The organism is Curtobacterium sp. 8I-2, assembly GCF_902506155.1.
In the GTDB taxonomy this organism is placed as follows: Bacteria; Actinomycetota; Actinomycetes; order Actinomycetales; family Microbacteriaceae; genus Curtobacterium; species Curtobacterium poinsettiae.
On sequence record NZ_LR732826.1, the window covers coordinates 420,306 to 443,091 of the forward strand.

Genomic DNA, 22,786 nt, shown 5'->3' on the forward strand with positions numbered 1-22,786 from the left:
CAGGTGCCGGCACGTGCGCCGGGTCCGCGGGGCGGGAGCAGCCCGGCGATGCCGGCGACGCCGGCTACGCCTGCTGCGTCGTCGCCTCGTAGTGGCGCGCGCCACCGCGCACACCCTCGAACCGGAACGGCGCGGTCGTGACGCGCGGACGCTCGACGTCCTCGCTGGTGGCGGCGCCCGCTGCGTGCAGCTCGCGGTACGCGTCGACCGACAGCGGGACGCGTGCGGCGAGCAACGCGCGCACCCGACCGACCCGGCGGTGCTCGCGGTAGTCAGGCCGGACGACGCCGGTGATGAGCTCTCCGACGCTGCCCGAGCCGTAGCTGAACAGGGCGATGCGCTCCCCCGCCAGGTGCTCGTCGAGGTCGAGGAGTGCCGCGAGCCCGATCCAGAGCGACGCCGTGTACGTGTTGCCGGTCTGCTTGTTGTACGTGAAGCCGACGAACAGCTCCGACTCGTCGAACGGCACGCCCACGTGCTGCGTGAGCTTCCGGTGCGCCTTGAGCGCCATCTTCGTGAACGGCTGGTGGTGGACGAAGCGCACGATGTCCTCGTAGGCCGGCCCGCCCTGCTCGGCGAGGTCGTCCCACGCGCCGACGAACGCGTCGACGTAGGCGCTGACGGACAGCCGTCCGTCGACCAGCGCGGTGGAGCGGTCGTTCGGCCGCCAGAAGTCGTCGACGTCGGCGGTGTAGACGCCGGCGGCCGGCTCGATCTCGATCAGGTCGGGGTCGGCGGACACCAGGATCGCGGCGGCACCGGCACCCTGGGTCGGCTCGGCGGCGGTGTCGACGTCGTACCGCGCGACGTCGGCGGCGATGACGAGCACGCGCTCGTGCGGGGCACGGGCGACGATGCCGAGCGCGAGCTGCACCGCGGCCATCCCGCCGTAGCAGGCCTGCTTCAGCTCGACCACGCGGACGGCCTTCGGCAACCCGAGCAGACCGTGCACGTAGACGCCGGCGGCCTTGGACTGGTCGACGCCGGACTCGGTGGCGAACAGCACCGTCCGGATGCCCTCGACGCCGTGCCGGTCGATGAGTTCCTTCGCAGCGGTGGCGCCCATCGTGACGATGTCCTCGTCGGGGGCGGGCACGCTGAACGCGTCCTGCCCGATGCCGACGTGGTACTTCGCCGGGTCGACGCCGAGCCGCTCGGCCAGGTCGTCGAGCTCGAGCACGTGGTGACCGGTCGCGATCGCGATGTCGTGGATGCCGACGCCGCTCATGCTGCACCGCCTGCGGGCTTCGTGCCACGGCGTTCCATGGCGACGTGGGCGGCCATCAGCTCGCCCGGGTTGGTCTGCGCGGCGAGGAGCGAGAGCTCCCCGCACAGCACCGTGGCGGCGCAGAGACCGGCGAGGCGGCGGGCGTTCGCCCCCGGCTCGCGGTCGTCGCGGCAGCCGAGGCGCACCAGGGCGTCCTCGACGACGGGCAGGTCGCCGCCCTTGCCGTTGCCGACCGTGCCGACGATCAGGTGCGGCAGCGAGGTCGCGAAGTACAGGTCGCCGTCGCGGTCCTCGGCGCTCGTGATGCCCTGCGAGCCCTCGACGATGTTGGCGGCGTCCTGGCCCGTGGCCAGGTAGAAGCCGAGCAGCATGTTGGCGTAGTGCGCGTTCGCCGAGCGGATGGCGCCGGCGATCGTCGACCCGATCAGGTTCTTCGCGATGTTGAGCTCGACGATGCGTGCGGTGCTCGACCGCAGGCGCTTCTCGACGACCTCGCCCGGGATCACGATCTCGGCGATGGTGTTGCGGCCGCGGCCACGGATGCCGTTCACCGCGGTGGCCTTCTTGTCGGTGCAGAAGTTGCCCGACACCGACACGTACCGCAGGCCCGGCTGCCAGTCCAGGATCGCCGGCAGCAGCTTGTCCGCGGCCTGGGTGACCATGTTGTGGCCGGAGGCGTCGCCCGTGGTGAACGCGAAGCGCAGGAACAGCAGGTCCCCGACGATCTCCGGGTGCACCTCGATGAGCTTGGCGAACCGGCTCTGGCCGGCGACGATCGCGGCGAGCTCGTCCTGGCGTGCCAGGATCTGCCCGGCGGCGACGTGGGCGGCAGCGGCGCTGTCGGCACGGACCACGACGGATCGGGTCATCCGCTCGTCGACGACGGTCGCGACGATGCCGTCCTCGACCATGCGCGAGATGCGGGCACCGCGGCCGACGGACGGCCAGAGCGGCGACTCGTAGGTGGCGAGGGGGACCTCGTGCTCCCCCTGCACGGCGTTGCCGCTGACGCGGATCGGACCGACCCACTTGGTGGGGATCGGTGTGAGCAGGTCACTCATCGAGGGCTCCTTCTGGTGCTCGCACCGCGACGCTGAGGTGTCTGATGTCGTGCGCCTCCCAGGCGCGGTGGATGCCGGCGGGGTCGGTGTCCGCCGGGACGAGCGCGATGCCGCAGTCGCCGCCGCCGGCACCGGACGGCTTCGCCGCCCCGCCAGCCGCCTCGACGACGTCGCACAGGGTCGCGAGCCGCTCGGTCTCGATCTGCGACCCGACCGAGTCACCGAGACGCTGCATGAGCACGCGTGCACGCTTGAGGGCATCGAGCGTGCGCTCGGCGTCGCCGGTCTGGAGGCCCGTGGTCAGGTCGTCGACACAGCTGCGGCTCTCGTCGAGGAACGCCTGGTACCCGCCGTTGCGGTGCCGACGCACCACGTCGACGAGCTTCGTGGTGGACGCGGGCGAGCCGGTCCAGCCGACGAGCAGCTGCAGGTTCTCGGGGGCGGGGAGCCGCTGGACGTCGAAGCCCTGCCACGCGTCCGCGTCGGCCAGGATCGCGGACACCGCGTGGTCCCCGAGCATGGCGGCGAGCCGCTCGCGGTCCGGGGCGCTGTAGCGCAGCCACCCGCCGAACGTGCTCGCGGCGAGGTCACCGCCCGAGGCCCGGGGGTTGACCCGGATCGTCGCGAGCAGGGCGACCTGGAAGCGCTGGCGCTGGGTCAGACCGATGCCGTAGAAGCGGTCGAGGGCACCGACGGTCGCGACGGTCACCGCGGCCGAGGACCCGAGTCCGAACTTCCGGCCGCTGGCGTCGTCGAGCTGGCTCTCGATGCGCAGGTCGTGGAACCGCGGGGCGATGCCGCGCTCGGCGCGGAGCTTCTCGACCAGGTCGATCGTGGCCATCACGTAGTCGTAGGGGTGGTGCTCGCGGTCGAGCGCCAGGCCGTCCTCGGCACGGGTCCACGTGAGCGGGAGGTGCCCGTACTCCTCGGAGTGCACACTGCCCGCGCCGTGGCCCTCGCGCACCTTCGCCGTGATGGCGCGGTCGAGGGCGATCAGGACGGACGGCTGGCCCGGCTCGACGACGGCGTACTCGCCGGCGACGAACAGCTTGCCGTGTGCACGGAACTCGATCACTGCGCGGACTCCTTCTGGTCGGGATTGCTCCCGGTCTCTTCGGAGCGGAGCACCCGCGCGGCAGGTCCGGTGCCGGACTCGATGACGTCACCCAGCGACGCGAGCGCCCCGGCGACGGCCGACCGGTCCTGCGGCCTCGTGAGCACGACGACGTTCGGGCCGGCGTCGGCCGTGGCGTAGGCCTCGACCCCGCCGGCACGCAGCTCGGCGACGGCGTCGAACACGGCGACGCTGCGGGCGTTGAGGTAGCGGATCGGCGGGAAGGCGCCCTCGATCGTGGCGTGCATGCGGAGGGCGTTGCTCTCGGTGATCTCGCCGATGCGGGTGAAGTCGCCGGCCGCGCAGGCCGTGAGCATGTCACCGACGGTCTCGGTGGTCGAGGTGACCCAGGCGGGGTAGAAGGGCGACGTGGCGATGGTGCGACGCATGGCCTCGCGCGACCCGATCGGCTTCGGGCCGGCGTCGATCGTGACGACGACCATGGCCATCGGCGGAGCGGGGATCGGCTCGGCGAAGGAGCCCTGGTCGTCGCCGGCGTGCCAGACGGCGACACCGCCGGGGATCGAGCGCGTGGCCGAACCCGAACCACGACGGGCCAGACGCGACAGGTCGCGCGGCGACAGGTCGAGGCCGTACGCCGCTGCGGCCGCGGTGGCCAGCGCTGCGAAGCCGGAGGCGCTCGAGGCCAGCCCGGCACCGGTCGGCACGGTGTTCTCGGAGACGACTGACGCGCGGGCGTCGCTGCCGGCGAGCTCCCGCACCAGGTCGAGGAACTGCTGCACGCGCACCAGCGCCCCGTCGTCGACGACGTGACCGTTCAGCGTGAACGCGTCGCCCCGTTGGCCCAGCGCCTCCCGTCCGCCGTCCACCGTGACGGTGGTCGTCGTCGGGAACACGTCGAGCCCCATCGAGACGCTGCCCGTGGCGGGCAGCGCGAGCTGCGCGTCCGCCTTCCCCCAGTACTTGACGAGGGCGATGTTGGGGTGCGCGACGGCGGTGGCTGTCAGCAAGCGCGGGCTCCGATCGTGGTGGTCCAGGTGGCTGCGGCCCCTGCGCCGCGGAGTGCGGCCGCGATGCGGTCCGCGTGGTCGTCGTCCGCGGCGAGCGCGAGGACGCACCCGCCCCGCCCGCCGCCGGTGAGCTTCGCGCCGAGGGCGTCCGCAGCGCGTGCGGCGTCGACGAGCCGGTCCAGGTCGTCACTCGACACGTCGAGTGTGCTGAGCAGGTCGTGCGCGGCGTCCATGGTGACACCCAGAGCCTGGGCATCGCCGTCCTCGAGTGTCCCCCGTGCCCGCCGGGCGAGCGCGCCGATCCGGTCGATCACGGCGCCGACACCGGCCGGGTCCTGGTCGTGGCGTGCTCGGACCGCGGACACGGCTTCCCTGGTGTGCCCGGGGACGCCGGTGTCCGCGACGACGAAGGTGAACCGGGCGCCGAGCGCGACGGGTTCGATGTGCCCGGCCTCGAACCAGACCGGCGCGGACGCGACGACGCCACGGGCGTCGAGTCCCGACGGACGCCCGTGGGCGACGCGCTCGCACTCCTGGATGAGTTCGTGGTGGGTCTCGACGTCGAGTGTCTCGCCCAGCGCATCGGCGACGGCGGCGGTCACGGCCGCGGCGACCGCGGCGCTCGAGCCCATGCCGCGGGCGGTCGGGACCTCGCTGTCGACCCGGACGTGGAAGTGCCGGTCGGTGACCCCGAAGTGCCGAAGGGTCGCGGTGACCGCGGTGACGGTCGGCATCACGGCAGCGGGGGCCAGGTCGAGGGGGCCGGTGTGCACGGTGGACTGCAGGCTGTGACCGGGCTGCTCGGCGTCGGCGGCGACCGGGGTGACCGTCGCCACGACCCGCGCGTCGAGCACCGGCAGGACGAGAGCGGGTGCGCCGTACACCACGGCGTGCTCACCGATCAGGATCGTCTTGCCGTGGGACGACGCCGATCCGTTGCCGGGGGTCGTGGTGTTGTCGAGGTCGCAGCTGGTCATCGTGGGTCACGTCAGCCTAACCGCACGGACCGTCGGCGTGTTCGTCAGCTGGGCATCCGCTGCATCGAGTTGTGCACAACTGGGTTGCGTGACAGTGTGGACACATGCCCGTGACCGACGAGATGGTGTGCTTCTCCCTCTACGCGGCGTCTCGCGCCACCACGCAGGCGTACCGCACGATGCTCGAACCCTGGGGCCTGACGTACCCGCAGTACCTGGTGCTCGTCACCCTGTGGGTCGAGGGCGACCAGACCGTCTCGAGCCTCGGGGAACACCTGCAGCTCGACTCCGGCACCCTCTCGCCGCTGCTCCGCCGCATGGAGCAGAGCGACCTGGTCCGTCGCGAGCGCCGCAGCACCGACGAACGCGTCGTCACCGTCACCGTCGGTGAGCGCGGCCGCGAACTGCGGTCCGAGCTGAGCGGCATCCCCGCACGCATAGCCGCCGGGATGGGCCTGGCCGACGAACGTGCCGCTGCCGAGCTCATCGCGACGCTGCACCGGCTGACCGAGACGATGCACACGGCGGCCGATCCCGAGCGCGACACCGCCGGCGCTGACCCCGGCGCCGTTCCGCGCTGAGCGACACCTCACGGCCACGTGTGCCCGTGAACTGTCGCTGAGCGCGAGAGCACACCGCACACCCCGAACTGCACGATCCGCCCCACAAGGAAGGAACCCCATGGAAGCCCTCTACACCGCCGAGGCCCTGGCCACCGGCGAAGGCCGCAACGGCCACGTCGCCACGAGCGACGGCACGGTCGAGTTCGACCTCGCCATCCCGAAGGAGATGGGTGGCTCCGGCAACGGCGCGAACCCCGAGCAGCTCTTCGCAGCCGGCTACGCCGCCTGCTTCCACTCCGCACTGCAGGGCGTCGCCCGCAGCCAGAAGGTGAAGATCACCGACTCGTCCGTCGGCGGTCGCGTGCAGATCGGCCCGAACGGCAACGGTGGCTACCAGCTCGCCGTCATGCTCGAGGTCGTCATCCCCGGCCTGGAGCACGACCAGGCCCAGGCACTCGCCGACGCAGCCCACCAGGTCTGCCCCTACTCGAACGCGACCCGCGGCAACATCGACGTCACCATCGTCGTCTCGGAGGACTGACCCATGAGCACCACCACTCCCACCACCATGCGCGCCGTCGTCCACGAGACGTTCGCCGAGCCCGCCGACGTCCTCGAGGTGCAGGAGCGCCCCGTCCCGACGCCCGCCGCCGGCGAGGTCCTCGTCCGCACGGTCCTCTCCCCCATCCACAACCACGACCTGTGGACCGTCCGCGGCACCTACGGCTTCAAGCCGGAGCTGCCCGCCGCCTCGGGCACCGAGGCACTCGGCGTCGTCGAGGCGCTCGGCGAGGGCGTCACGAACCTGCAGGTCGGCCAGCGCGTCGCCGGTGGTGCCTTCGGCGTCTGGGCCGAGTACTACACCGCGAACGCCGCAGGCCTCGTGCCGGTGCCGGACGCGATGACCGACGAGGCCGCCGCGCAGCTCGTCTCGATGCCGTTCAGCGCCATCAGCCTGCTGCACTCGCTCGACCTGCACGAGGGCGACTGGATCATCCAGAACGCCGCCAACGGTGCGGTCGGTCGCATGGTCGCCCAGCTCGGTGCCGCACGCGGCATCAACGTCATCGGACTCGTCCGTCGGGCCGCCGGTGTCGACGCGCTCCGTGAGCAGGGCATCGAGCGCATCGTCGCCACCGACGCCGACGACTGGCAGGACCAGGTCGCCGCGATCACCGGCGGCGCCCCGATCATCGCCGGTGTCGAGTCCGTCGGTGGCAAGGCCGCCGGCGACATCGCCTCGGTGCTGGGCGAGAACGCCACCCTCGTCGTCTTCGGCGCGATGGCGTCGCCGACGCTCGAGATCCCGTCGGGCAAGGTCATCTTCGGCCAGCTCACCGTGAAGGGCTTCTGGGGTTCCGTCGTCAGCAAGACGATGCCCGCCGAGACGAAGGGCCAGCTCTTCGGTGAGCTCATCACCCGCGTGCTCGACGGCTCACTGACGCTCCCCGTCGCCGAGACCTTCGCCTTCGAGCAGGTCCGCGACGCCGTGCGCGCCAGCGACACCGCCGGCCGCGTCGGCAAGGTGCTCCTGCGCCCGTAACGCGACCACAGGACGGGAGGCCCGGTGCCAGCTGGCACCGGGCCTCCCGTCCGTCTGCGTGCTTCGTCACACACCGAATGAGCAGAAGACGCCGGGTGCCCTGGGGCGACCCGACGTCTTCTGCGCACTCGTTGCAGCGTGGTGCGGCCTAGCGGCGCGACGCCTTCACGGGGACGGTGAAGATGTTGCCGGTGGTGACGCCCTCTTCGACCTCTTCCAGGGTGCGGCCGCGGCTCTCCGGCACGAACTTCCAGATGAAGAGCAGGGCGAGGAGCCCGACGATCCCGAAGCCGAAGAACGTCCCGGTGATGCCGGTCGCGGCGACGATGGTCGGGAAGTACAGCCCGAGGAACGCGTTCGCGATCCAGAGGCAGAACACCGAGATGCCCATGCCGAGCGCGCGGATCTGGGTCGGGAAGATCTCGGACAGGACGACCCACACGGCGATGTTGAGGAAGGTCTGCATCGAGCCGACGAACGCGACGACCAGGAACAGGATCACCCACGGACGAGCGGGGTTGCCCTCGGGCAGTGCGACCGACGCGATGCCGATCAGGAAGTGGCAGGTCGTCGTCAGCGTGAACCCGAGGATCAGCGTCGTCCGGCGGTTGATCTTCTCCATGTTGTACAGGGCGATGACGCCACCGACCACGGCGATCACACCGGGTGCGATGTTCGCGATGAGGGCTGCCGATGCCTGGAACCCGGACTCGATGAGCACGGTCTGGCCGTAGTACATGATCGAGTTGATGCCGGTGAGCTGCTGCGCGACGCCGAGTCCGGCGCCGATGAGCACGATGCGGATGAGCCACTTGTTCCCGCGCAGCGTCTGCCACCCGCTGACGCGCTCGACCTTCGCCTCGATGTCGTTGCTCCGCTTGATGTCGTCGAGCTCGGCACGGGCACGGTCGGTGGTCCGCACCTGCTCGAGGACGGAGAGTGCTTCGTCGTAACGGTTCTTCGACGCGAGCCAGCGCGGCGACTCCGGCACCCGGAGCATGCCGACGAAGAGGGCGATCGCGGGGAGCGCGCAGACGGCCAGCATGACGCGCCACACCCCGTTGCCCTCACCCCACACGCTGCCGATGACCGCGTTGACCACGAACGCCGCGAGCTGGCCGATGACGATCATCAGCTCGTTGCGGCCGGACAGGGATCCGCGGATCTCGTACGGGGCCAGTTCGGCGAGGAAGACGGGCACCACAGTCGACGCGCCACCGACCGCGAGGCCGAGGAGCACACGACCGATGACGATGACCTCGAACGTCGGCGCGAACACGCAGATCAGCGTGCCGACGAAGAACGTGACGGCGAGCAGGATGATCGTCTTGCGGCGACCCCAGCCGTCGGCGATGCGGCCGCCGAGCATGGCACCGATCGCGGCGCCGAACAGCAGCGAGCTCGTGACGACACCCTCGGTGAAGTTGGTGAGGCCGAGCTCCGCCTTCATCGGGTTCAGGGCGCCGTTGATGACGCCGGTGTCGTACCCGAAGAGCAACCCGCCGAACGTGGCGACGAGGGCCAGCACGCCGAGACGTCGGCGGTGCGGCCCGGTCCCCAACGGGGGCAGTGCGACAGTCGGGGCTGTCGGTTTGATGTCGACCATTCGGTGACTCCTTCGTCGGTGATCGCGCGTCAGTGCGTGGACCGATCGTAACCCGATTCCATGTCCTGTCAATTGGACATTCTGTCGTCAGGTCGTTTGGATCGGTCCACAGAACACCTGATGAGGACGGGAGCGGTCCAATCTGCGATGCAGCGTCAGCGGTCGTCGTCGACGGGGCCGTCGCCGAGGACGTCCCCCAACGACGCCATGTCCGCACCGTGGTCGGTGTAGCGGCGGACGGTGCGTCGAGCGGCCGCACTGGCGGCGCCGGACAGGGCGGGGTTGCGCCGAGCGGCGTCGGCGACGCGGCCCGCGTGCCCCGCGGTCGAGAGCAGCACGTTCGCCAGCGCACGGGCGTCACCCCGCTCGGGGACCCCGGTCACGGTCCAGGCCGTGCGGACCTGCGCGTCCGGGGTGACGCCACGACGAGTGCCCATGCGGTGCCAGTCCGACAGCACGCCCTCGGTGCGCGAGGCCGCGCGGTCCGCCTCTCCCGCACGACGGCGGGCGGCGTCACGGGCGTCGGACTCGGTGTCCGTGCCCTCGACCGTGTCGTACCGGTCGGTGAGCCCGTCGGCCCGGCACCGGACACTGTCGGCCCGTTCACGCGCCGCGGCGTCGTCACCACCCGCCGCTGCGATGCGGGCGGCGTGCGCGGCGGCAGCCGCGGCGAGGATCTCCGAACGCTCCATGCCCTCGACCGTAGCCGCTCCGACCGACACCGGCGGACCGTCCGTCGCGGTGGCGGGGCACCGCGACCAGCCGCGTTCCGCACTGAGCGACACCGCACGGGACGGCGCGCGCATGAGGTGTCGCTGAGCGCGAAACCGGCCCGGCGACCGGCCCGCGGCCGCAGCGCACGCACACGACGGACGGGAGGCCCGTGGCGGATCCGCCACGGGCCTCCCGTCCGTCAGGTGGGGGCGTGCGCTACTTCCGCAGCTCCAGGTACTTCGCGATGAGCGCCTTGGTCGACGGGTCCTGCGCGTCGAGCGCGGCCTGGTCGCCCTCGACGGCCGGCGTGACCTGCAGCGCCAGCTGCTTGCCGAGCTCCACACCCCACTGGTCGAACGAGTCGATGCCCCAGATCGTGCCCTCGGTGAACACGATGTGCTCGTACAGCGCGATGAGCTGGCCGAGCACGCTCGGGGTGAGCTCCGGCGCGATGATCGACGTGGTCGGCTTGTTGCCGGGGAACGTGCGGGCCGCGACGATTCCTTCGTCGGTGGTGCCCTCGGCGCGGACCTCGTCGGCGCTCTTGCCGAACGCCAGCGCCTTGGTCTGCGCGAAGAAGTTCGCCAGGAACAACGTGTGCACGTCGGTGCCGGGCGCGACGCCCTTGCCGTCGCCGGTCTCGTCCTGCAGCGGACGGGCCGGGTTGGCGACCGTGATGAAGTCGGCCGGGATCAGGCGGGTGCCCTGGTGGATGAGCTGGTAGAACGCGTGCTGGCCGTTCGTGCCGGGCTCGCCCCAGAAGACCTCGCCGGTCTCGGTGGTGACGGGCGAGCCGTCCCAGCGGACGCGCTTGCCGTTCGACTCCATCGTGAGCTGCTGCAGGTACGCGGCGAAGCGGTGCAGGTACTGCGTGTACGGCAGGACCGCGTGGCTCTGCGCACCGAGGAAGTTCGTGTACCAGACGTTGAGCAGGCCCATCAGGACGGGGACGTTCTGCTCGAGCGGCGTGGTGCGGACGTGCTCGTCGATGGCGTGGAAGCCGGCGAGGAACTGCTCCCAGTTCTCCTTGCCGATCGCGATGACGACGCTCGTGCCGATGGCCGAGTCGACCGAGTAGCGGCCGCCCACCCAGTCCCAGAAGCCGAAGGCGTTCTCGGGGTCGATGCCGAACGCCTCGACCTTGTCGAGCGCGGTGGAGACGGCGACGAAGTGCTTGGCGACGGCGTTCTTCTTCTCGTCGTCGGCGGCGTCGGTCAGGCCGAGCTTCTCCCACAGCCACTGGCGGGCGAGGCGCGCGTTCGTCAGGGTCTCGAGCGTGCCGAAGGTCTTCGACGCGACGATGAAGAGCGTGGTCTCGGGGTCCAGGTCCGCGGTCTTCTCGTAGATGTCCGCCGGGTCGATGTTCGACACGAAGCGGGCCTCGAGGCCGGGCTGGACGTACGGCTTGAGCGCCTCGTAGACCATGACCGGGCCGAGGTCGGAGCCACCGATGCCGATGTTGACGACGGTCTCGATGCGCTTGCCGGTGACACCGGTCCAGGCGCCGCTGCGGACCTGCTCGGCGAAGCCGTAGACCTTGTCGAGCGTGGCGTGCACGTCGGCGTCGACGTCCTGGCCGTCGACGGTCAGCGGCGCGGCCGGCACGAGGCCCTCGGTCGACTTCGGACGACGGAGCGCGGTGTGCAGCACGGCGCGGTCCTCGGTGACGTTGATGTGCTCACCGGCGAGCATCGCCTGGAAGCGCTCGGCGACGCCGGTGTCCTTGGCGACCTGCAGCAGCGCGGCGAGGATCTCGTCGGTCACCAGGCCCTTGGACAGGTCGACGGTCAGGTCGGCAGCTTGGAAGGTGTACTGCTCGGCACGACCGGGGTCGCTGTCGAACCACCCTCGCAGGTCCGGGGTGAAGCCGGCAGCGATGCTGTCGAGCTTCTTCCAGCCTTCGGTCGATGTGGGGTCGACGGGAGCGGATTCGGTCACTTCGGTCCTCCTGGGGATCACGTTCGAGACGTACAGCCCGCGGGTCACGCAGCGCTGCGTCGCGGACCGTCTTCGAGCGTAGTGCGCTCCGGCAGGTGGTGCGCACAGTCGGACGGGAGGCGCGGCTCGCGTTCGCTGCGCGCGTCACGCCTCCCGGCCGGTCGCGTTCATCGCCGCGGTCGGCTTGCCGGGTTCAGGGCTGCGGTCGGCCTGCCCGGTTCACGACTGTGGCCGGGTTCACGACTGCGGTGCGAAGCGGCGCAGGCGCAGGCTGTTCGTCACGACGAAGACCGACGAGAACGCCATCGCCGCACCCGCGAGCACCGGGTTCAGCAGCCCCGCCATCGCGAGCGGGATCGCCGCCACGTTGTACGCGAACGCCCAGAACAGGTTGCCCTTGATGACGCCGAGCGTCGCGCGGGACAGCCGGACGGCGTCGGCCACCACGGTGAGCCGACCGCTCACGACCGTGATGTCGCTCGCCGCGATGGCCGCGTCGGTGCCGGCGCCCATCGCGATGCCGAGGTCCGCGGCTGCCAGCGCGGCGGCGTCGTTCACGCCGTCGCCGACCATCGCGACGCTCCGCCCCTCGGACTGCAGCCGGCGGACGGTCTCGAGCTTCGACGCCGGGGTCGCGCGGGCGTGCACCTCGTCGATGCCGACCCGGGCGGCGACGGCACGTGCTGCGCCGTCGTTGTCGCCGGTGAGCAGGACCGGGCGCAGGCCGAGCGCGCGGAAGCGGGTGATCGCGTCGGCGGCCTCGGGCTTCACGGTGTCGCCGACGACGACCACGCCCAGGGCGCTGCCGTTCCGGGCGACGACGACCGCGGTGGCCCCGTCGGCCTCGGCGCCGTCCACGGCGTCGGCGAGCACCGGCGGCAGGGTGATCGACCATGCGTCGGCGAGCCAACGGGTCGTGCCGACCAGGACGACGTCACCGTCCACGACGGCCTGCACCCCGGCACCGGCGGTGGCGGTGAACTGCTCGGCCGCGGGCAGGTCGGCGCCCCGGGCGCGGGCCGCGGTGGTCACGGCGCGGGCGACGGGGTGCTCCGAGCCGTCCTCGACCGCGGCGGCGAGCCGGAGCACGGCGTCCTCGGTCTCGTCGACGACGGTCACGGACCGCAGGGTCATCGACCCGGTGGTGACGGTGCCGGTCTTGTCGAGCACGACGGTGTCGACGCCGCGCGTGCGCTCGAGGACCTGCGGGCCGCCGATCAGGATCCCGAGCTGCGAGCCCCGACCGGTGCCGACCAGCAGCGCGGTGGGCGTGGCGAGCCCGAGGGCGCACGGGCACGCGATGATCAGGGTGGCGACGGCGGCGGTGAAGGCCGCGGTGACCGAGCCGCCGAGCACGAGCCAGCCGACGAAGGCCAGCACGGCGAGCGCGATGACGATCGGCACGAAGACGCCGGACACGCGGTCGGCCAGGCGCTGCACCTCGGCCTTGCCGGTCTGGGCGTCCTCGACCAGGCGCCCCATGCGGGCGAGCTCGGTGTCGGCACCGATGCGGGTGACGGCGACGACGAGTCGGCCGCCGACGTTGATCGTGGCGCCGGTGACCCGGTCGCCCGGTCCGACCTCGACCGGCACGGACTCGCCGGTGAGCATGCTGCGGTCGACGGCCGAGGAGCCGTCCTGCACCAGGCCGTCGCTCGGGATCCGCTCGCCGGGTCGCACGACGACGACGTCGCCGACGACGAGGGACGAGGTCGGCACGCGGTGTTCGGCACCGTCGCGCAGGACCGCGGCGTCCTTCGCACCGAGTTCGAGCAGCGCCCGGAGTGCGGCACCGGACTGCGTCTTCGCACGGGCCTCCATGTACCGGCCGGCGAGGATGAACACCGTCACGGCGGTCGCGACCTCGAGGTACAGGTCGGCGGCCTCGGGATCGGTGGCGAACCACGAGAACGTCATGTGCATGCCGGTCGTGCCGGCGTCCCCGAGGAACAGGGCGTACAGCGACCACCCGAACGCGGCGAGGACCCCGACGCTCACCAGGGTGTCCATGGTGGCGGCACCGTGGCGTGCGTTCACCCACGCGGCACGGTGGAACGGGAGCGCTCCCCAGACCGCGACGGGTGCCGCGAGCGTCAGGGCGAGCCACTGCCAGTTCGGGAACTGCAGGGCCGGCACCATCGAGAGCACCACGACGGGCACCGCGAGCACGGCGGACACGACCAGGCGTCGTCGCAGCGGTTCCGCCCGGTCCTGGTCGGCCGTGGGCTCGGCGTCGCCGGCAGCGGGCGGTGCCGGCACCGTGGCGCCGTAACCGGCCGACTCCACGGCGGCGATCAGCGACTGGGGGTCGGCGGTACCGTCGGCCGCGACCTGCACCTGCGCCTTCTCGGTGGCGTAGTTCACGGTGGCGGTGACGCCGGGCAGCTTGCCGAGCTTTCGCTCGATGCGGTTCGCGCACGAGGCGCAGGTCATCCCGGTGATGTCGAGTTCGACGGTGCGGTCCGTCACGAGCGCGCGACCTCGTAGCCTGCCTCGGCCACCGCGGCGTGCAGGGCGTCCGCATCGACCGGCGCCGCGGAGCTGACGGTGACCTCGGACGAGCCGCCGGGGACGAGTCGGACGTCGACGCCCGTCACCCCGTCGACCTCGGAGAGTTCCTCGGTGACGCTCATCACGCAGTGTTCGCAGGTCATGCCCTCGACGAGCAGCGTCTCGGTGGTCATGGTGTCTCCTTCTGGTTGATCGATCGTCAGGGGTCAGGAGCGGACGAGCCGGGCGATCGCCTGGCTGGCCTCGCGCACCTTCTCGTCGGCGGCGTCCCCGCCCTCGGCGACGGCCTCGGCGACGCAGTGCGCCAGGTGGTCTTCGAGCAACGACAGCGCGACGCGTTCGAGCGCCCGGTTCGCCGCGGATATCTGGGTCAGGACGTCGATGCAGTACGTCTCGTCCTCGACCATCCGCGCGATCCCGCGCACCTGCCCCTCGGCGCGACGGAGTCGCTTGAGCAGGTCGTCCTTGTCGCCGATGTACCCGACGTGTTCGTGCATGTCCGCCTCCACCGTTCTCAATACGGTACCCCCCTAGGGTATTCCTTTCCTTGTCTGGTGCAACTGATGGCATTATCGGCGCATGGACACCTCGACGACGAACGGATTCCGCCGGCTGCGGTTCTCCGACGGTGAGGGTTCCGACTACTCCGAGATCTTCGCCGCGGAGTACGGCGGCTCGGACTTCGCCTCGGAGACCTTCGCCACCGACGACACCCGGTACGAGTACACGGTCGTCGGCGACGACGACCTGTCACTCCGCACCATGCGTGCCGAGGGCGGGCGACGCGGCGGGGTCATCGGTGTGCGGGACGACCACGTGGTGTTCTGGCTGACCAAGGGCCGGCTCGAGATGCACTTCGCCGACCGCACCCGCGTCGTCGAGCCGGGCAGCCCGTACATCGCCTCGGCGTCCGAGGCGTACCGGTTCGAGTCCGACGGCACCGTCTACAACGGCGTGCACGTGTCCGACCGCTTCCTGCGGAGCGTCGGCCGCGACCTCGGCTACCGGCTGCCGGACGGTCCGCTGCTGTTCGACCAGCAGGACGAGGTCATCGCCCGGCGTGAACCGCTCCGGCACCTCATCCGCGAACTCGGCCCGGCACTGGTCGACGACCGCGTGCTCGGCCCGATGCGGACCGCGCTGAACCGTCGGCTGGCCGTCGTCATCCTCGACACGTTCCCCATCCGCAACCGCGGCGACGACGTCCCCGTGGCGAACCGGCTGCGTGACGCCGTCCGGTTCATCGAGCTGCACGCCGCCGAACGCCCCTCGATCCCCACCATCGCCGCCGCCTGCGGGCTCAGCCAGCGTGGACTGCAGGACGTCTTCGCCCGGACGCTCGACACCACTCCGCACCGGTTCCTCCGCGACCACCGCCTGGACCGGGTGCGGGAAGAGCTCCTGCGCGCGGACCGCGGCGGCGCGACTGCAGCGGACTGCCCGCTCGTGTCGTCGGGGATCGCCGTGATCGCCCGGCGGTGGGGCTTCACGAACCCCGGCCGGTTCGCCGAGACCTACCGCGAACGGTTCGGCGAGGACCCGGCCACCACGAAGCGCGCGGCACTCGCGGCGCAGCCGGAGGCCGGCAGGGCGTCGTGGCGTGTCCGTCGTGCGGTGTCCTACATCGAACAGCACCTCGACGACCCGCTCACGCTCGACGACATCGCAGCCGCCGCAGGGGTGCTCCCCCGTCGGTTGCAGCAGCTCTTCCGCGAGGAGCGCCGCGAGTCCCCGATGGCCTGTGTCCGCGCCATGCGGGCCGCTGCCGAACGCAACGACGCGGCCGGAATCGGCGAAACGGCCTGACGGAACGCCCCGGGGGTACACGCAGATCCCCGGATTTCCGGGGATCCCTGGATTTTTCCCGAATCCGAGAAGTCGTGTGTGACGAATCTCTTCCACAGCCCGTCTCATCCGTGAACAGCAACCGCTGGGAACGCCCGGCGGGTCAACGGAAGGAATGAACCATGGCTGACACCACCACCCCCACCCCGGCCACCACGGCGACCCGTGCCACCTCGCACGCCGGCACCAGCGGCGTCACCGGCAAGACCGTCATCGACGACACCGTCGTGTCGAAGGTCGCCGGCATCGCCGCCCGCGAGGTCAACGGCGTGCACTCCCTCGGCAACGGCGCAGCCCGTGCCATCGGCGCCATCCGCGACGCGATCGGCCAGCGCGACTTCGGTCAGGGCGTCAAGGTCGAGGTCGGCGAGAAGCAGGTCGCCGCGGACATCGTGATCGTCGCCGAGTACCCGGTGTCGCTCCAGCAGGTCGCCGACGGTGTCCGCACCGGTGTGGCCCGTGCCCTCGAGCAGATCGTCGGCATGGAGGTCGCCGAGGTCAACGTGACCGTCCAGGACGTCTACATCCCGGGTGACGACGACGACAACGACGACGAGAAGAAGGAAGCGCGAGTCGCATGAGCAACACGCTGATCGGCGCCCTCATCGGCGCAGTCCTCGCCGTCGTGGCACTGCAGTTCGGGTTCTGGGGCTTCGTGCTCGTGATCGTGTTCGGTGCGATCGGGGCCCTCGTGGCCGCCCTCGCCACCGGTCGCATCGACCGCGGCGCCCTGACCGACGTGCTGACCGGACGCCGGAGCTCCCGGTGAACGCCGGCCCGGACGTCCCGGGCCGCGTCGAGATCACCGCACGCGCGCTCACCTCGCTGGCGCGGGCCGTCGCAGCCGAAGGGCTCGGCGCCCCCGCCAAGCGGGTGCGCGTCGGCCTCGGCGACGCGTCGGGAGCACTGTCCCTCGACATCACCGGGCCGATCGCCGCGAGCGACGACATCGTCTCCGGGTCGATCCGGATCGCTGACCAGGTCAAGGGCCGCGTGAGCGACCTGACCGGGCGCCGCGTCGGCAGTGCCCACATCGAACTCACCGGGATCGTGCGCGAGCACGAGTCCCGCGCCCGCTAGGAGGCCATCATGAGCAACGGTTCCGTCGAACGACGCATCCGTCGTCGGAGCGTGCACCGCTCCCGCTCCACAGCAGTGGCGGTGGCCCTCGTGGTGCTCGCCCTGGTGGCCGCCTGGATCGGCACCGAGTCGGTGCTCAGCGCCATCGGACGCCCACCGCTGGTCGCCGACCCCCAGACCGTGGTCGACACGGCGCTCCGCCCGGACGCCGCGTTCGTCACCATCGTCGAGGTCATCGCCGGTGTGCTCGTCGTCCTCGGCGTCGTGCTGGTCGTCCTGGCCCTCAAGCCCGGTCGCCAGCACCGATCGGTCGTCGAGCACGAGCGTGGTGCGGTCGTCATCGACTCCCGCATCGTCGCCTCCACCGCGGCGAACGCCGCCGGCATGGCGGCCGGCGTCCCCGAGGGGAACGCCTCCGCCACCGCCCGCGGCCGTTCCACCGAGGTCCGCATCGTCCCCGTCACCGGTGTGCCGGTCGACGAGGCGACCGTCCGCGCCGCCGTCGTGGAGCGCCTGAGCGGCCTCGACGAGCGTTTCGGCCGACGCGTCCGCGTCCGGGTCGAGGAGAAGGGAACCCTCGCATGACCAAGAGCAACCGGACCCTCAACCGGATCATCCTGTTCGTCCTCGGCCTGGTCGCCGTCGTCGTCGGGATCGCGATGGGCGCGGGTGTCCTGCCCGCCGTCCAGGATGCGCTCAAGCCGTACGTCGACCTCCCCCGCAGCCTCGACGTGCCCGCGTCGGCGCTGTGGATCGTCGCCGGGGCCGCGGCCCTCGTGGTCGTCCTGTCACTCGTGTGGGCGTCCACCCGCGGTGGTGGCGGCACGTCCGTCGCCGTCCGGGAACGCTCGGGCGACGACGCGGTCACGATCAACGTCGCACTCGTCCGGGACGTCGTCGAACACGAACTCGCGGGTGTCCGCGACGTGGTCGGCTCCCGCGTCGACACCTACCTCGTCCGCCGGCAGCGCGCCGCACGGATCCGTGTCGCGGTCCGCCGCGGCGGGGACGCCGTCACCGTGCTCGACGCCGTCGACCGAGCCGTCGCGGTCCTCGACCGCACCCTCGGCCGTCCGGTCCCGGTGCTCGTGCACCTGACCGGTGGTACCCGCTCCGCGCTCGCGAAGTCGACCCGCGTCCACTGACACCCGTCAGCCGGACGCACCCCCGGGCCTCCCGGCCCACCTCCACACCACCGGGCACACGCCCACCCACGAAAGGACCCGTCATGGGACTCGACGACAAGATCAAAAACGCCGCTCAGGACCTCGCCGGCAAGGCGAAGGAAGCCGTCGGCAACCTGACCAACGACGACGCCAAGGTCGCCGAAGGCAAGAAGGACCAGACCGCTGCGAGCGCGAAGCAGACCGGCGAGGACGTCAAGGACGTCTTCAAGAAGTAGGTCGCACGACCGCGTCGGGGCACCCGTCGAACGGGTGCCCCGACGCGTCCCCGCGCTGATCCCGAACGAGGAGGAACCATGCAGCACGACCCCCATGCGAACACGCAGGTCACCGAGGTGGCCCTGCCCGCAGCACTGACGGAGCCGCTGCCCGACGACGCGAGCACCGCGACGATCGTCGCGCGCACCGCGGCGGAGACCGCACTCGGCGTGCCCGGCGTGCACCACCTCGGCGGGATCGCCGCCCGTGCCGCCGACCAGCTGCGGAAGCAGCTCGGCCGCTCGGCGGGCACCGCCGGCGTGCAGGTCGACGAACAGGACGGCGAGCTCAGTGTCCAGGTCGCCGTCGTCGTCAGCTACCCGCACCCGGTGCTCGACGTCGCCGCCGAGGTCCGGCAGCAGGTGAGCGCAGCGACGCGCCAGCTGTCCGACCTGCACACCACGGTCGACGTGCGCGTCCTCGACGTGCACGGCCCGTTCGACGACGAGCAGTCCCCGCTGGGTCGCGCCGCCGAGCAGACGACCGACGCCCTCAAGCAGGCGGCCGAGTCGACCGGGGACGCCGTCAAGCGGGCCGCCGAGACGACCGCGGACGCCACGAAGCGCGCTGCCACGGCCACGGCGGACGCGACGAAGCAGGCTGCCGACGCCACCGCTGACGCCACCAAGCAGGCAGCGTCCGCCACCGCCGACGCCACCAAGCAGGCAGCGTCCGCCACCGCCGACGCCACCAAGCGCGCTGCCGACGCCACCGCCGACACGACGAAGCGTGCCGTCGACGCCGCTGCCGAGACCGGCGAGCGTGTCCGCGACTCCGCCTCGGAGTCCCTCGCCCGCGCATCGGAACAGGCCGCCGACGCGGCATCGTCCGCGAAGGACGCCGCCGAACAGGCCCGCGACGTCGTCGTCGAGACAGCCGGCACGACCCGCGACCGGGCCGCCGACGCCGCCGATGCCGCGGCCGAAGCGGCTGACGACGCCGCTGACTCGGCCGCCGACGCCGCAGCGGCACCGCGGCACCGGGACCAGCCGTGACCACCGCCTGGTCCGGAGGGCGCCGGTCCCGCGACCGGCGCCCCCGACCCCGCGGCGTCTGGATCGCCAGCGGCACCGGGGTCTTCCTCGTGCTCGCCATCGCGGTCGGCGGGTTCCTGCCACTGGTCGGGTTCCTCGGCGGGGTCACCGCCACGACCGCCGGCCTCGTGCCGTTCCCGTTCGTCCGCGTCACCCTCATCGCCCTGCTCGGCGCGGTCGTGGTGCTCGCCCTGCTCCTGCTCGCCCTGACCCGCCGGCACACCGCCACCGCGACGACCGCCGTCGTGCTCGCCGTCCTGGTGAGCGTGGCCGTCACCCTGGTCCCCGTCGTCCTGGTCGCCGTCGGGTCCGCCGACCGCGCGGGCGACGTCTGGCCGATCGTCACGGAGCTCTGGAACCGCTTCACCGGCTGACGTCGTGCACGCGGTCCCGGACTGGAGGCCCGCCCCACCAGCGGCTCGTGGCGGATGCGAAGGGTGACTGGCAGGACGCGGAGCAGCGGACCGCGACGAAGATCGGTGAAGCTGCTGACGCGGGCCTCGGGAAGCAGTCCACGTGGGACAAGATCTTCGGGTCCGAACGATGGGAGACCATCGTCTCCATTGCGAAGGTCGTCGTCGCTGTTGGCGGCATCATCGTCATGATCGTCGGCGGACCGCTCGCATGGATCGTGCTCGGTGCAGCGCTGCTCGTACTCGCTGACACCCTGTACAAGATGAGCAAGGGCACCGCCGACGGGTGGGACCTCGCGTTCGCGCTGCTCGACTGCATCCCGGGTATGAAGGGGATCACCACCGCCGGACGGCTGCTGTCCGCAGCCGGCGACGCACGCAAGGCGTTCTCGCTCGCCCGCTCGACCGGATCGCTCGGCTCGCTCGCCGCCCGGACCCTCAGCGGAGCTGGCCGCTACGGCGTGATGGCGCTCAAGGAGCTTCCGCTGGCGGTGAAGCAGTTCGCGTCAAACCCGACGCGGCGACTCGAGCGCATGGCGCTCCAGGTGCGCTACCTGACCCCAGCGAACATGGTGCACAGCGCCGTCGATGCGGCGAAGGGGCTGCACACCGGCTTCTTGGGGTCGCAGGGCAAGCCGATCGTCGAGCGCCTCACCGACGCTTTCACCGCGAGTGACCGCGCCTTCAACCGCACCGTCAGCGGCGCCTACAACGCCCACGTGTCCGACATCGCTCGGACGGATCCGGCCCGGGCCAGCCAGCTGTGGCAGGGCGGCGAAGGCTACTACGGTGTCGACTCGATGACCAACGTGACCGGCCCGCACGCGCAGATCGACGCGTTCGCCTCGACGCCGTCCGGCATGCAGAGCCCGTCGGCGAGCTACGCCGTCCCGAACGCCCCGAGCGGCGACTCCGCCGCGTTCCACGAATCGGCCCAGGTCGGCGCGAACTTCGACTACCCGACCCCGTACCGTGAAGACGTCTCAGTCGCACACATCGGAGCGGACCAGCCGTACGCCGTCGGCACGGCGCAGGCCAACCCGCAGTTCGGCGCCGGCGGTGGAACGCAGTACTTCCACTCCGGCATGGCGACCGACAGCCCATCGCCGTTCCCGGCAGGCGGGCCTTCCGGCATGGACCCGAGCGTTCGGTCGATCACCGAGTCGGTCGGTATGCGCGGAGCCCTGCACGCACCGTGGCGCGCGGTGGCCTACACGCAGCCGCTCGTCGGGAGCGACGAATGATCCACGAGGGCTTCCCGGACGTCCTCGTCGTGGGACCGGTCGCCGATCGGTCGTTCTCCGATGACGGCCAGCTGGTCATCGATTACGGCACGGCGCCTCGGTGGTCCCCTGACGCAACGCTCCCGGATCTCGTCGCACGGGCGAAACTCCTGGCGCTGCTCCTCGACGCGCTCGACCCCGAAGTCGACGTCCGAGTCGGCGCACGTCACCAGTTCCTGCTCAACGACCACATCGACGGGCGCGTCGACACCCGCGCCGGTGGGACTCCGCCGCGCCTGCTCGCGTACGGCTCGCTGACGACCACTGTGATCCGGTCGAGTGACCTCGGCCGACTCGTGGATGTCCGCAACGAACCCTCGATGGCACAAGGGCTCTTCACCTTCCCCCGCGGCGCCGATGTCGTCTCGCAGATCGGCCCCGGAGCCGCACTCACGCGCCACGGCGACACCGGGTACTTCGACCAGGTCCTCTCCTTCGAGACCGACAATGCTGCACCGCCCTCGAAGCAGACCACCAAGGCACTGCACCGATGGACGAAGATCGTAGATCGCTGGCGGACGAAGGCCACTCCCGCGCAACGGGAACTCGAAGGCCCGTGGATCTGAGCGAGCCGGCCGAGCTCACGGCCTGGCGACGGGCGGTCGACACGGACCTGTGGATGCTGGCGACGGAGGACGGCGTCCCGGCGGTCATCGCCCCGGCTGACGAGTCGCCCCAGGCCGTCGCGCTCGCGTTCCTCGACCAGCAACAGGCGCAGGCCGCGGCCCCGGACGACGCGGTCCTCCTGCACACGACGCTGTGGTCGGCGCTCCGCGCGACCCCGGCCGACGTGGCTCTCCTGCTCCAGCCCGGCCAGCCCGACGAGCAGGTCCTGCTGCCCGAGGACATCGACCGGATCGTCGGTGTATCGCGAGACCGCGCGCCGGTGCTCTCACCCCGCGACCTGGCGATCACGTCGATGATCCCCGCGGTGATCGTGGACGGAGTCGTCAGCCCGCAACCGGATGGTCTGCCCGTGGGGGTGCTCCTCGACCAGGCCGGCCGATCCGGCGTCCCGTTGACGCTGGCGGCGGGGCCGACGATGCCCCTCGAACTCGACGCATGGACGACGGCGGCACTCGTCCGAGCGGCGAGCCCGTTCCCGGCGGGGTTCGACGTCGTCGTCGGTGCCCCGAAGCCGGAGCAGTACCCGGCGGTGACCGACTTCCGCGAACAGTACGACGGGGCGGCGATCAGCACGGTCGGTGTCATCGTCGAACGGGCGTCCGAGCGGATCGTGGTACTCGTCGACACGGATGACGCCGACGAACTCGGACGCGTCCGGGTCCAGGCCGCATCGCTCGTGCCCCTGCCCGTCTTCGTGACCGATCGCCGGTCCTCACCAGAGCAGGCGTGGGTGCTCGGGCGGCCCGACAGCCACGTGTCCTGATGGTGACCTGGCGCGCGAGTACCCGTCAGACGACGGTCTGGGCTGTACCGGTTCCGAACGGCCTCTACCTGGC

General features: G+C 71.5%; 26 protein-coding genes. 15 read left to right on the forward strand and 11 right to left on the reverse strand.

The window, feature by feature from the left end; translation table 11 throughout:
* Nucleotides 1-64: 64 nt before the first annotated feature.
* The 5 genes from BOSE127_RS01985 to mvk are packed head-to-tail and all read right to left on the reverse strand — an operon-like array spanning nucleotide 65 to nucleotide 5,351.
* On the reverse strand, nucleotides 65-1,228 hold the full coding sequence (locus BOSE127_RS01985) for a hydroxymethylglutaryl-CoA synthase (protein ID WP_159556093.1): 1,164 nt from the start codon (nucleotides 1,226-1,228) through the stop codon (nucleotides 65-67).
* The gene (locus BOSE127_RS01990) at nucleotides 1,225-2,289 is read right to left on the reverse strand and encodes a hypothetical protein (protein WP_017885427.1); all 1,065 of its coding nucleotides are present in this window, start codon (nucleotides 2,287-2,289) and stop codon (nucleotides 1,225-1,227) included. Before BOSE127_RS01990 ends, BOSE127_RS01985 begins: the two co-directional genes overlap by 4 nt.
* The gene (locus BOSE127_RS01995; protein WP_042539904.1) at nucleotides 2,282-3,364 is read right to left on the reverse strand and encodes a phosphomevalonate kinase; all 1,083 of its coding nucleotides are present in this window, start codon (nucleotides 3,362-3,364) and stop codon (nucleotides 2,282-2,284) included. The genes BOSE127_RS01990 and BOSE127_RS01995 overlap by 8 nt, the downstream gene beginning before the upstream one ends.
* On the reverse strand, nucleotides 3,361-4,374 hold the full coding sequence (gene mvaD, locus BOSE127_RS02000) for a diphosphomevalonate decarboxylase (protein WP_159556094.1): 1,014 nt from the start codon (nucleotides 4,372-4,374) through the stop codon (nucleotides 3,361-3,363). The genes BOSE127_RS01995 and mvaD overlap by 4 nt, the downstream gene beginning before the upstream one ends.
* The gene (mvk, locus tag BOSE127_RS02005) at nucleotides 4,368-5,351 is read right to left on the reverse strand and encodes a mevalonate kinase (RefSeq protein ID WP_159556095.1); all 984 of its coding nucleotides are present in this window, start codon (nucleotides 5,349-5,351) and stop codon (nucleotides 4,368-4,370) included. Before mvk ends, mvaD begins: the two co-directional genes overlap by 7 nt.
* Nucleotides 5,352-5,455: 104 nt before the next feature.
* Between mvk and BOSE127_RS02010 the strand changes: the two genes are divergently transcribed.
* From BOSE127_RS02010 to BOSE127_RS02020, 3 genes are all read left to right on the forward strand, one after another.
* On the forward strand, nucleotides 5,456-5,932 hold the full coding sequence (locus BOSE127_RS02010; RefSeq protein ID WP_201300415.1) for a MarR family winged helix-turn-helix transcriptional regulator: 477 nt from the start codon (nucleotides 5,456-5,458) through the stop codon (nucleotides 5,930-5,932).
* Nucleotides 5,933-6,032: 100 nt separating this feature from the next.
* Nucleotides 6,033-6,455, forward strand: a complete 423-nt coding sequence (locus tag BOSE127_RS02015; protein ID WP_017885422.1) for an organic hydroperoxide resistance protein — start codon at nucleotides 6,033-6,035, stop codon at nucleotides 6,453-6,455.
* 27 nt (nucleotides 6,456-6,482) lie between these two features.
* Complete coding sequence (locus tag BOSE127_RS02020; RefSeq protein ID WP_159556210.1) at nucleotides 6,483-7,457, forward strand: zinc-binding dehydrogenase; 975 nt, start codon at nucleotides 6,483-6,485, stop codon at nucleotides 7,455-7,457.
* Nucleotides 7,458-7,605: 148 nt separating this feature from the next.
* On the opposite strand, the gene BOSE127_RS02025 is transcribed toward BOSE127_RS02020, so the two are convergent.
* The 6 genes from BOSE127_RS02025 to BOSE127_RS02050 all read right to left on the reverse strand — a co-directional run bounded on the left by BOSE127_RS02025 (nucleotide 7,606) and on the right by BOSE127_RS02050 (nucleotide 14,723).
* Entirely contained in the window at nucleotides 7,606-9,063 is a 1,458-nt protein-coding gene (locus BOSE127_RS02025) for a sugar porter family MFS transporter (protein WP_017885420.1), read from the reverse strand.
* A gap of 155 nt (nucleotides 9,064-9,218) precedes the next feature.
* A complete protein-coding gene (locus BOSE127_RS02030) occupies nucleotides 9,219-9,755 on the reverse strand; it encodes a hypothetical protein (protein ID WP_159556096.1) in 537 nt (178 codons plus the stop codon).
* Between the two features lie 238 nt (nucleotides 9,756-9,993).
* Nucleotides 9,994-11,715 carry a glucose-6-phosphate isomerase gene (gene pgi, locus BOSE127_RS02035; protein ID WP_159556097.1) on the reverse strand — a complete coding sequence of 574 codons (1,722 nt, stop codon included), beginning with the start codon at nucleotides 11,713-11,715 and terminating at the stop codon, nucleotides 9,994-9,996.
* A 237-nt stretch (nucleotides 11,716-11,952) separates the two neighbouring features.
* Nucleotides 11,953-14,184 carry a heavy metal translocating P-type ATPase gene (locus BOSE127_RS02040; protein WP_159556098.1) on the reverse strand — a complete coding sequence of 744 codons (2,232 nt, stop codon included), beginning with the start codon at nucleotides 14,182-14,184 and terminating at the stop codon, nucleotides 11,953-11,955.
* Nucleotides 14,181-14,399, reverse strand: a complete 219-nt coding sequence (locus tag BOSE127_RS02045; RefSeq protein WP_017885416.1) for a heavy-metal-associated domain-containing protein — start codon at nucleotides 14,397-14,399, stop codon at nucleotides 14,181-14,183. The genes BOSE127_RS02040 and BOSE127_RS02045 overlap by 4 nt, the downstream gene beginning before the upstream one ends.
* Nucleotides 14,400-14,432: 33 nt before the next feature.
* Entirely contained in the window at nucleotides 14,433-14,723 is a 291-nt protein-coding gene (locus BOSE127_RS02050) for a metal-sensitive transcriptional regulator (protein WP_027466001.1), read from the reverse strand.
* An 82-nt stretch (nucleotides 14,724-14,805) separates the two neighbouring features.
* On the opposite strand from BOSE127_RS02050, the gene BOSE127_RS02055 reads away from it, so the two are divergent.
* The 12 genes from BOSE127_RS02055 (at nucleotide 14,806) to BOSE127_RS02110 (ending at nucleotide 22,713) form a co-directional block, all read left to right on the forward strand.
* The gene (locus BOSE127_RS02055) at nucleotides 14,806-16,032 is read left to right on the forward strand and encodes a helix-turn-helix domain-containing protein (protein ID WP_159556099.1); all 1,227 of its coding nucleotides are present in this window, start codon (nucleotides 14,806-14,808) and stop codon (nucleotides 16,030-16,032) included.
* A gap of 161 nt (nucleotides 16,033-16,193) precedes the next feature.
* The gene (locus tag BOSE127_RS02060; protein WP_017885413.1) at nucleotides 16,194-16,652 is read left to right on the forward strand and encodes an Asp23/Gls24 family envelope stress response protein; all 459 of its coding nucleotides are present in this window, start codon (nucleotides 16,194-16,196) and stop codon (nucleotides 16,650-16,652) included.
* Nucleotides 16,649-16,840, forward strand: coding sequence for a DUF2273 domain-containing protein (locus tag BOSE127_RS02065; RefSeq protein ID WP_017885412.1), 192 nt, complete (start codon nucleotides 16,649-16,651; stop codon nucleotides 16,838-16,840). The genes BOSE127_RS02060 and BOSE127_RS02065 overlap by 4 nt, the downstream gene beginning before the upstream one ends.
* The gene (locus tag BOSE127_RS02070; RefSeq protein WP_017885411.1) at nucleotides 16,837-17,151 is read left to right on the forward strand and encodes a hypothetical protein; all 315 of its coding nucleotides are present in this window, start codon (nucleotides 16,837-16,839) and stop codon (nucleotides 17,149-17,151) included. The genes BOSE127_RS02065 and BOSE127_RS02070 overlap by 4 nt, the downstream gene beginning before the upstream one ends.
* A gap of 9 nt (nucleotides 17,152-17,160) precedes the next feature.
* A complete protein-coding gene (locus BOSE127_RS02075; RefSeq protein WP_056070061.1) occupies nucleotides 17,161-17,736 on the forward strand; it encodes a DUF6286 domain-containing protein in 576 nt (191 codons plus the stop codon).
* Nucleotides 17,733-18,296 (forward strand): hypothetical protein, encoded by a 564-nt coding sequence (locus BOSE127_RS02080; protein WP_056070056.1) that lies wholly within the window; start codon nucleotides 17,733-17,735, stop codon nucleotides 18,294-18,296. Before BOSE127_RS02075 ends, BOSE127_RS02080 begins: the two co-directional genes overlap by 4 nt.
* Before the next feature lie 83 nt (nucleotides 18,297-18,379).
* Nucleotides 18,380-18,553 carry a CsbD family protein gene (locus tag BOSE127_RS02085; RefSeq protein WP_017885408.1) on the forward strand — a complete coding sequence of 58 codons (174 nt, stop codon included), beginning with the start codon at nucleotides 18,380-18,382 and terminating at the stop codon, nucleotides 18,551-18,553.
* A 78-nt stretch (nucleotides 18,554-18,631) separates the two neighbouring features.
* Nucleotides 18,632-19,588 (forward strand): Asp23/Gls24 family envelope stress response protein, encoded by a 957-nt coding sequence (locus tag BOSE127_RS02090; RefSeq protein WP_159556100.1) that lies wholly within the window; start codon nucleotides 18,632-18,634, stop codon nucleotides 19,586-19,588.
* The gene (locus BOSE127_RS02095; RefSeq protein WP_159556101.1) at nucleotides 19,585-20,001 is read left to right on the forward strand and encodes an MFS transporter permease; all 417 of its coding nucleotides are present in this window, start codon (nucleotides 19,585-19,587) and stop codon (nucleotides 19,999-20,001) included. The genes BOSE127_RS02090 and BOSE127_RS02095 overlap by 4 nt, the downstream gene beginning before the upstream one ends.
* 47 nt (nucleotides 20,002-20,048) lie before the next feature.
* Nucleotides 20,049-21,284, forward strand: a complete 1,236-nt coding sequence (locus tag BOSE127_RS02100) for a hypothetical protein (protein WP_159556102.1) — start codon at nucleotides 20,049-20,051, stop codon at nucleotides 21,282-21,284.
* A complete protein-coding gene (locus BOSE127_RS02105) occupies nucleotides 21,281-21,889 on the forward strand; it encodes a hypothetical protein (protein WP_017885450.1) in 609 nt (202 codons plus the stop codon). The genes BOSE127_RS02100 and BOSE127_RS02105 overlap by 4 nt, the downstream gene beginning before the upstream one ends.
* Nucleotides 21,880-22,713, forward strand: coding sequence for a hypothetical protein (locus BOSE127_RS02110; RefSeq protein ID WP_017885451.1), 834 nt, complete (start codon nucleotides 21,880-21,882; stop codon nucleotides 22,711-22,713). Before BOSE127_RS02105 ends, BOSE127_RS02110 begins: the two co-directional genes overlap by 10 nt.
* The last annotated feature ends 73 nt before the right edge of the window (nucleotides 22,714-22,786 follow it).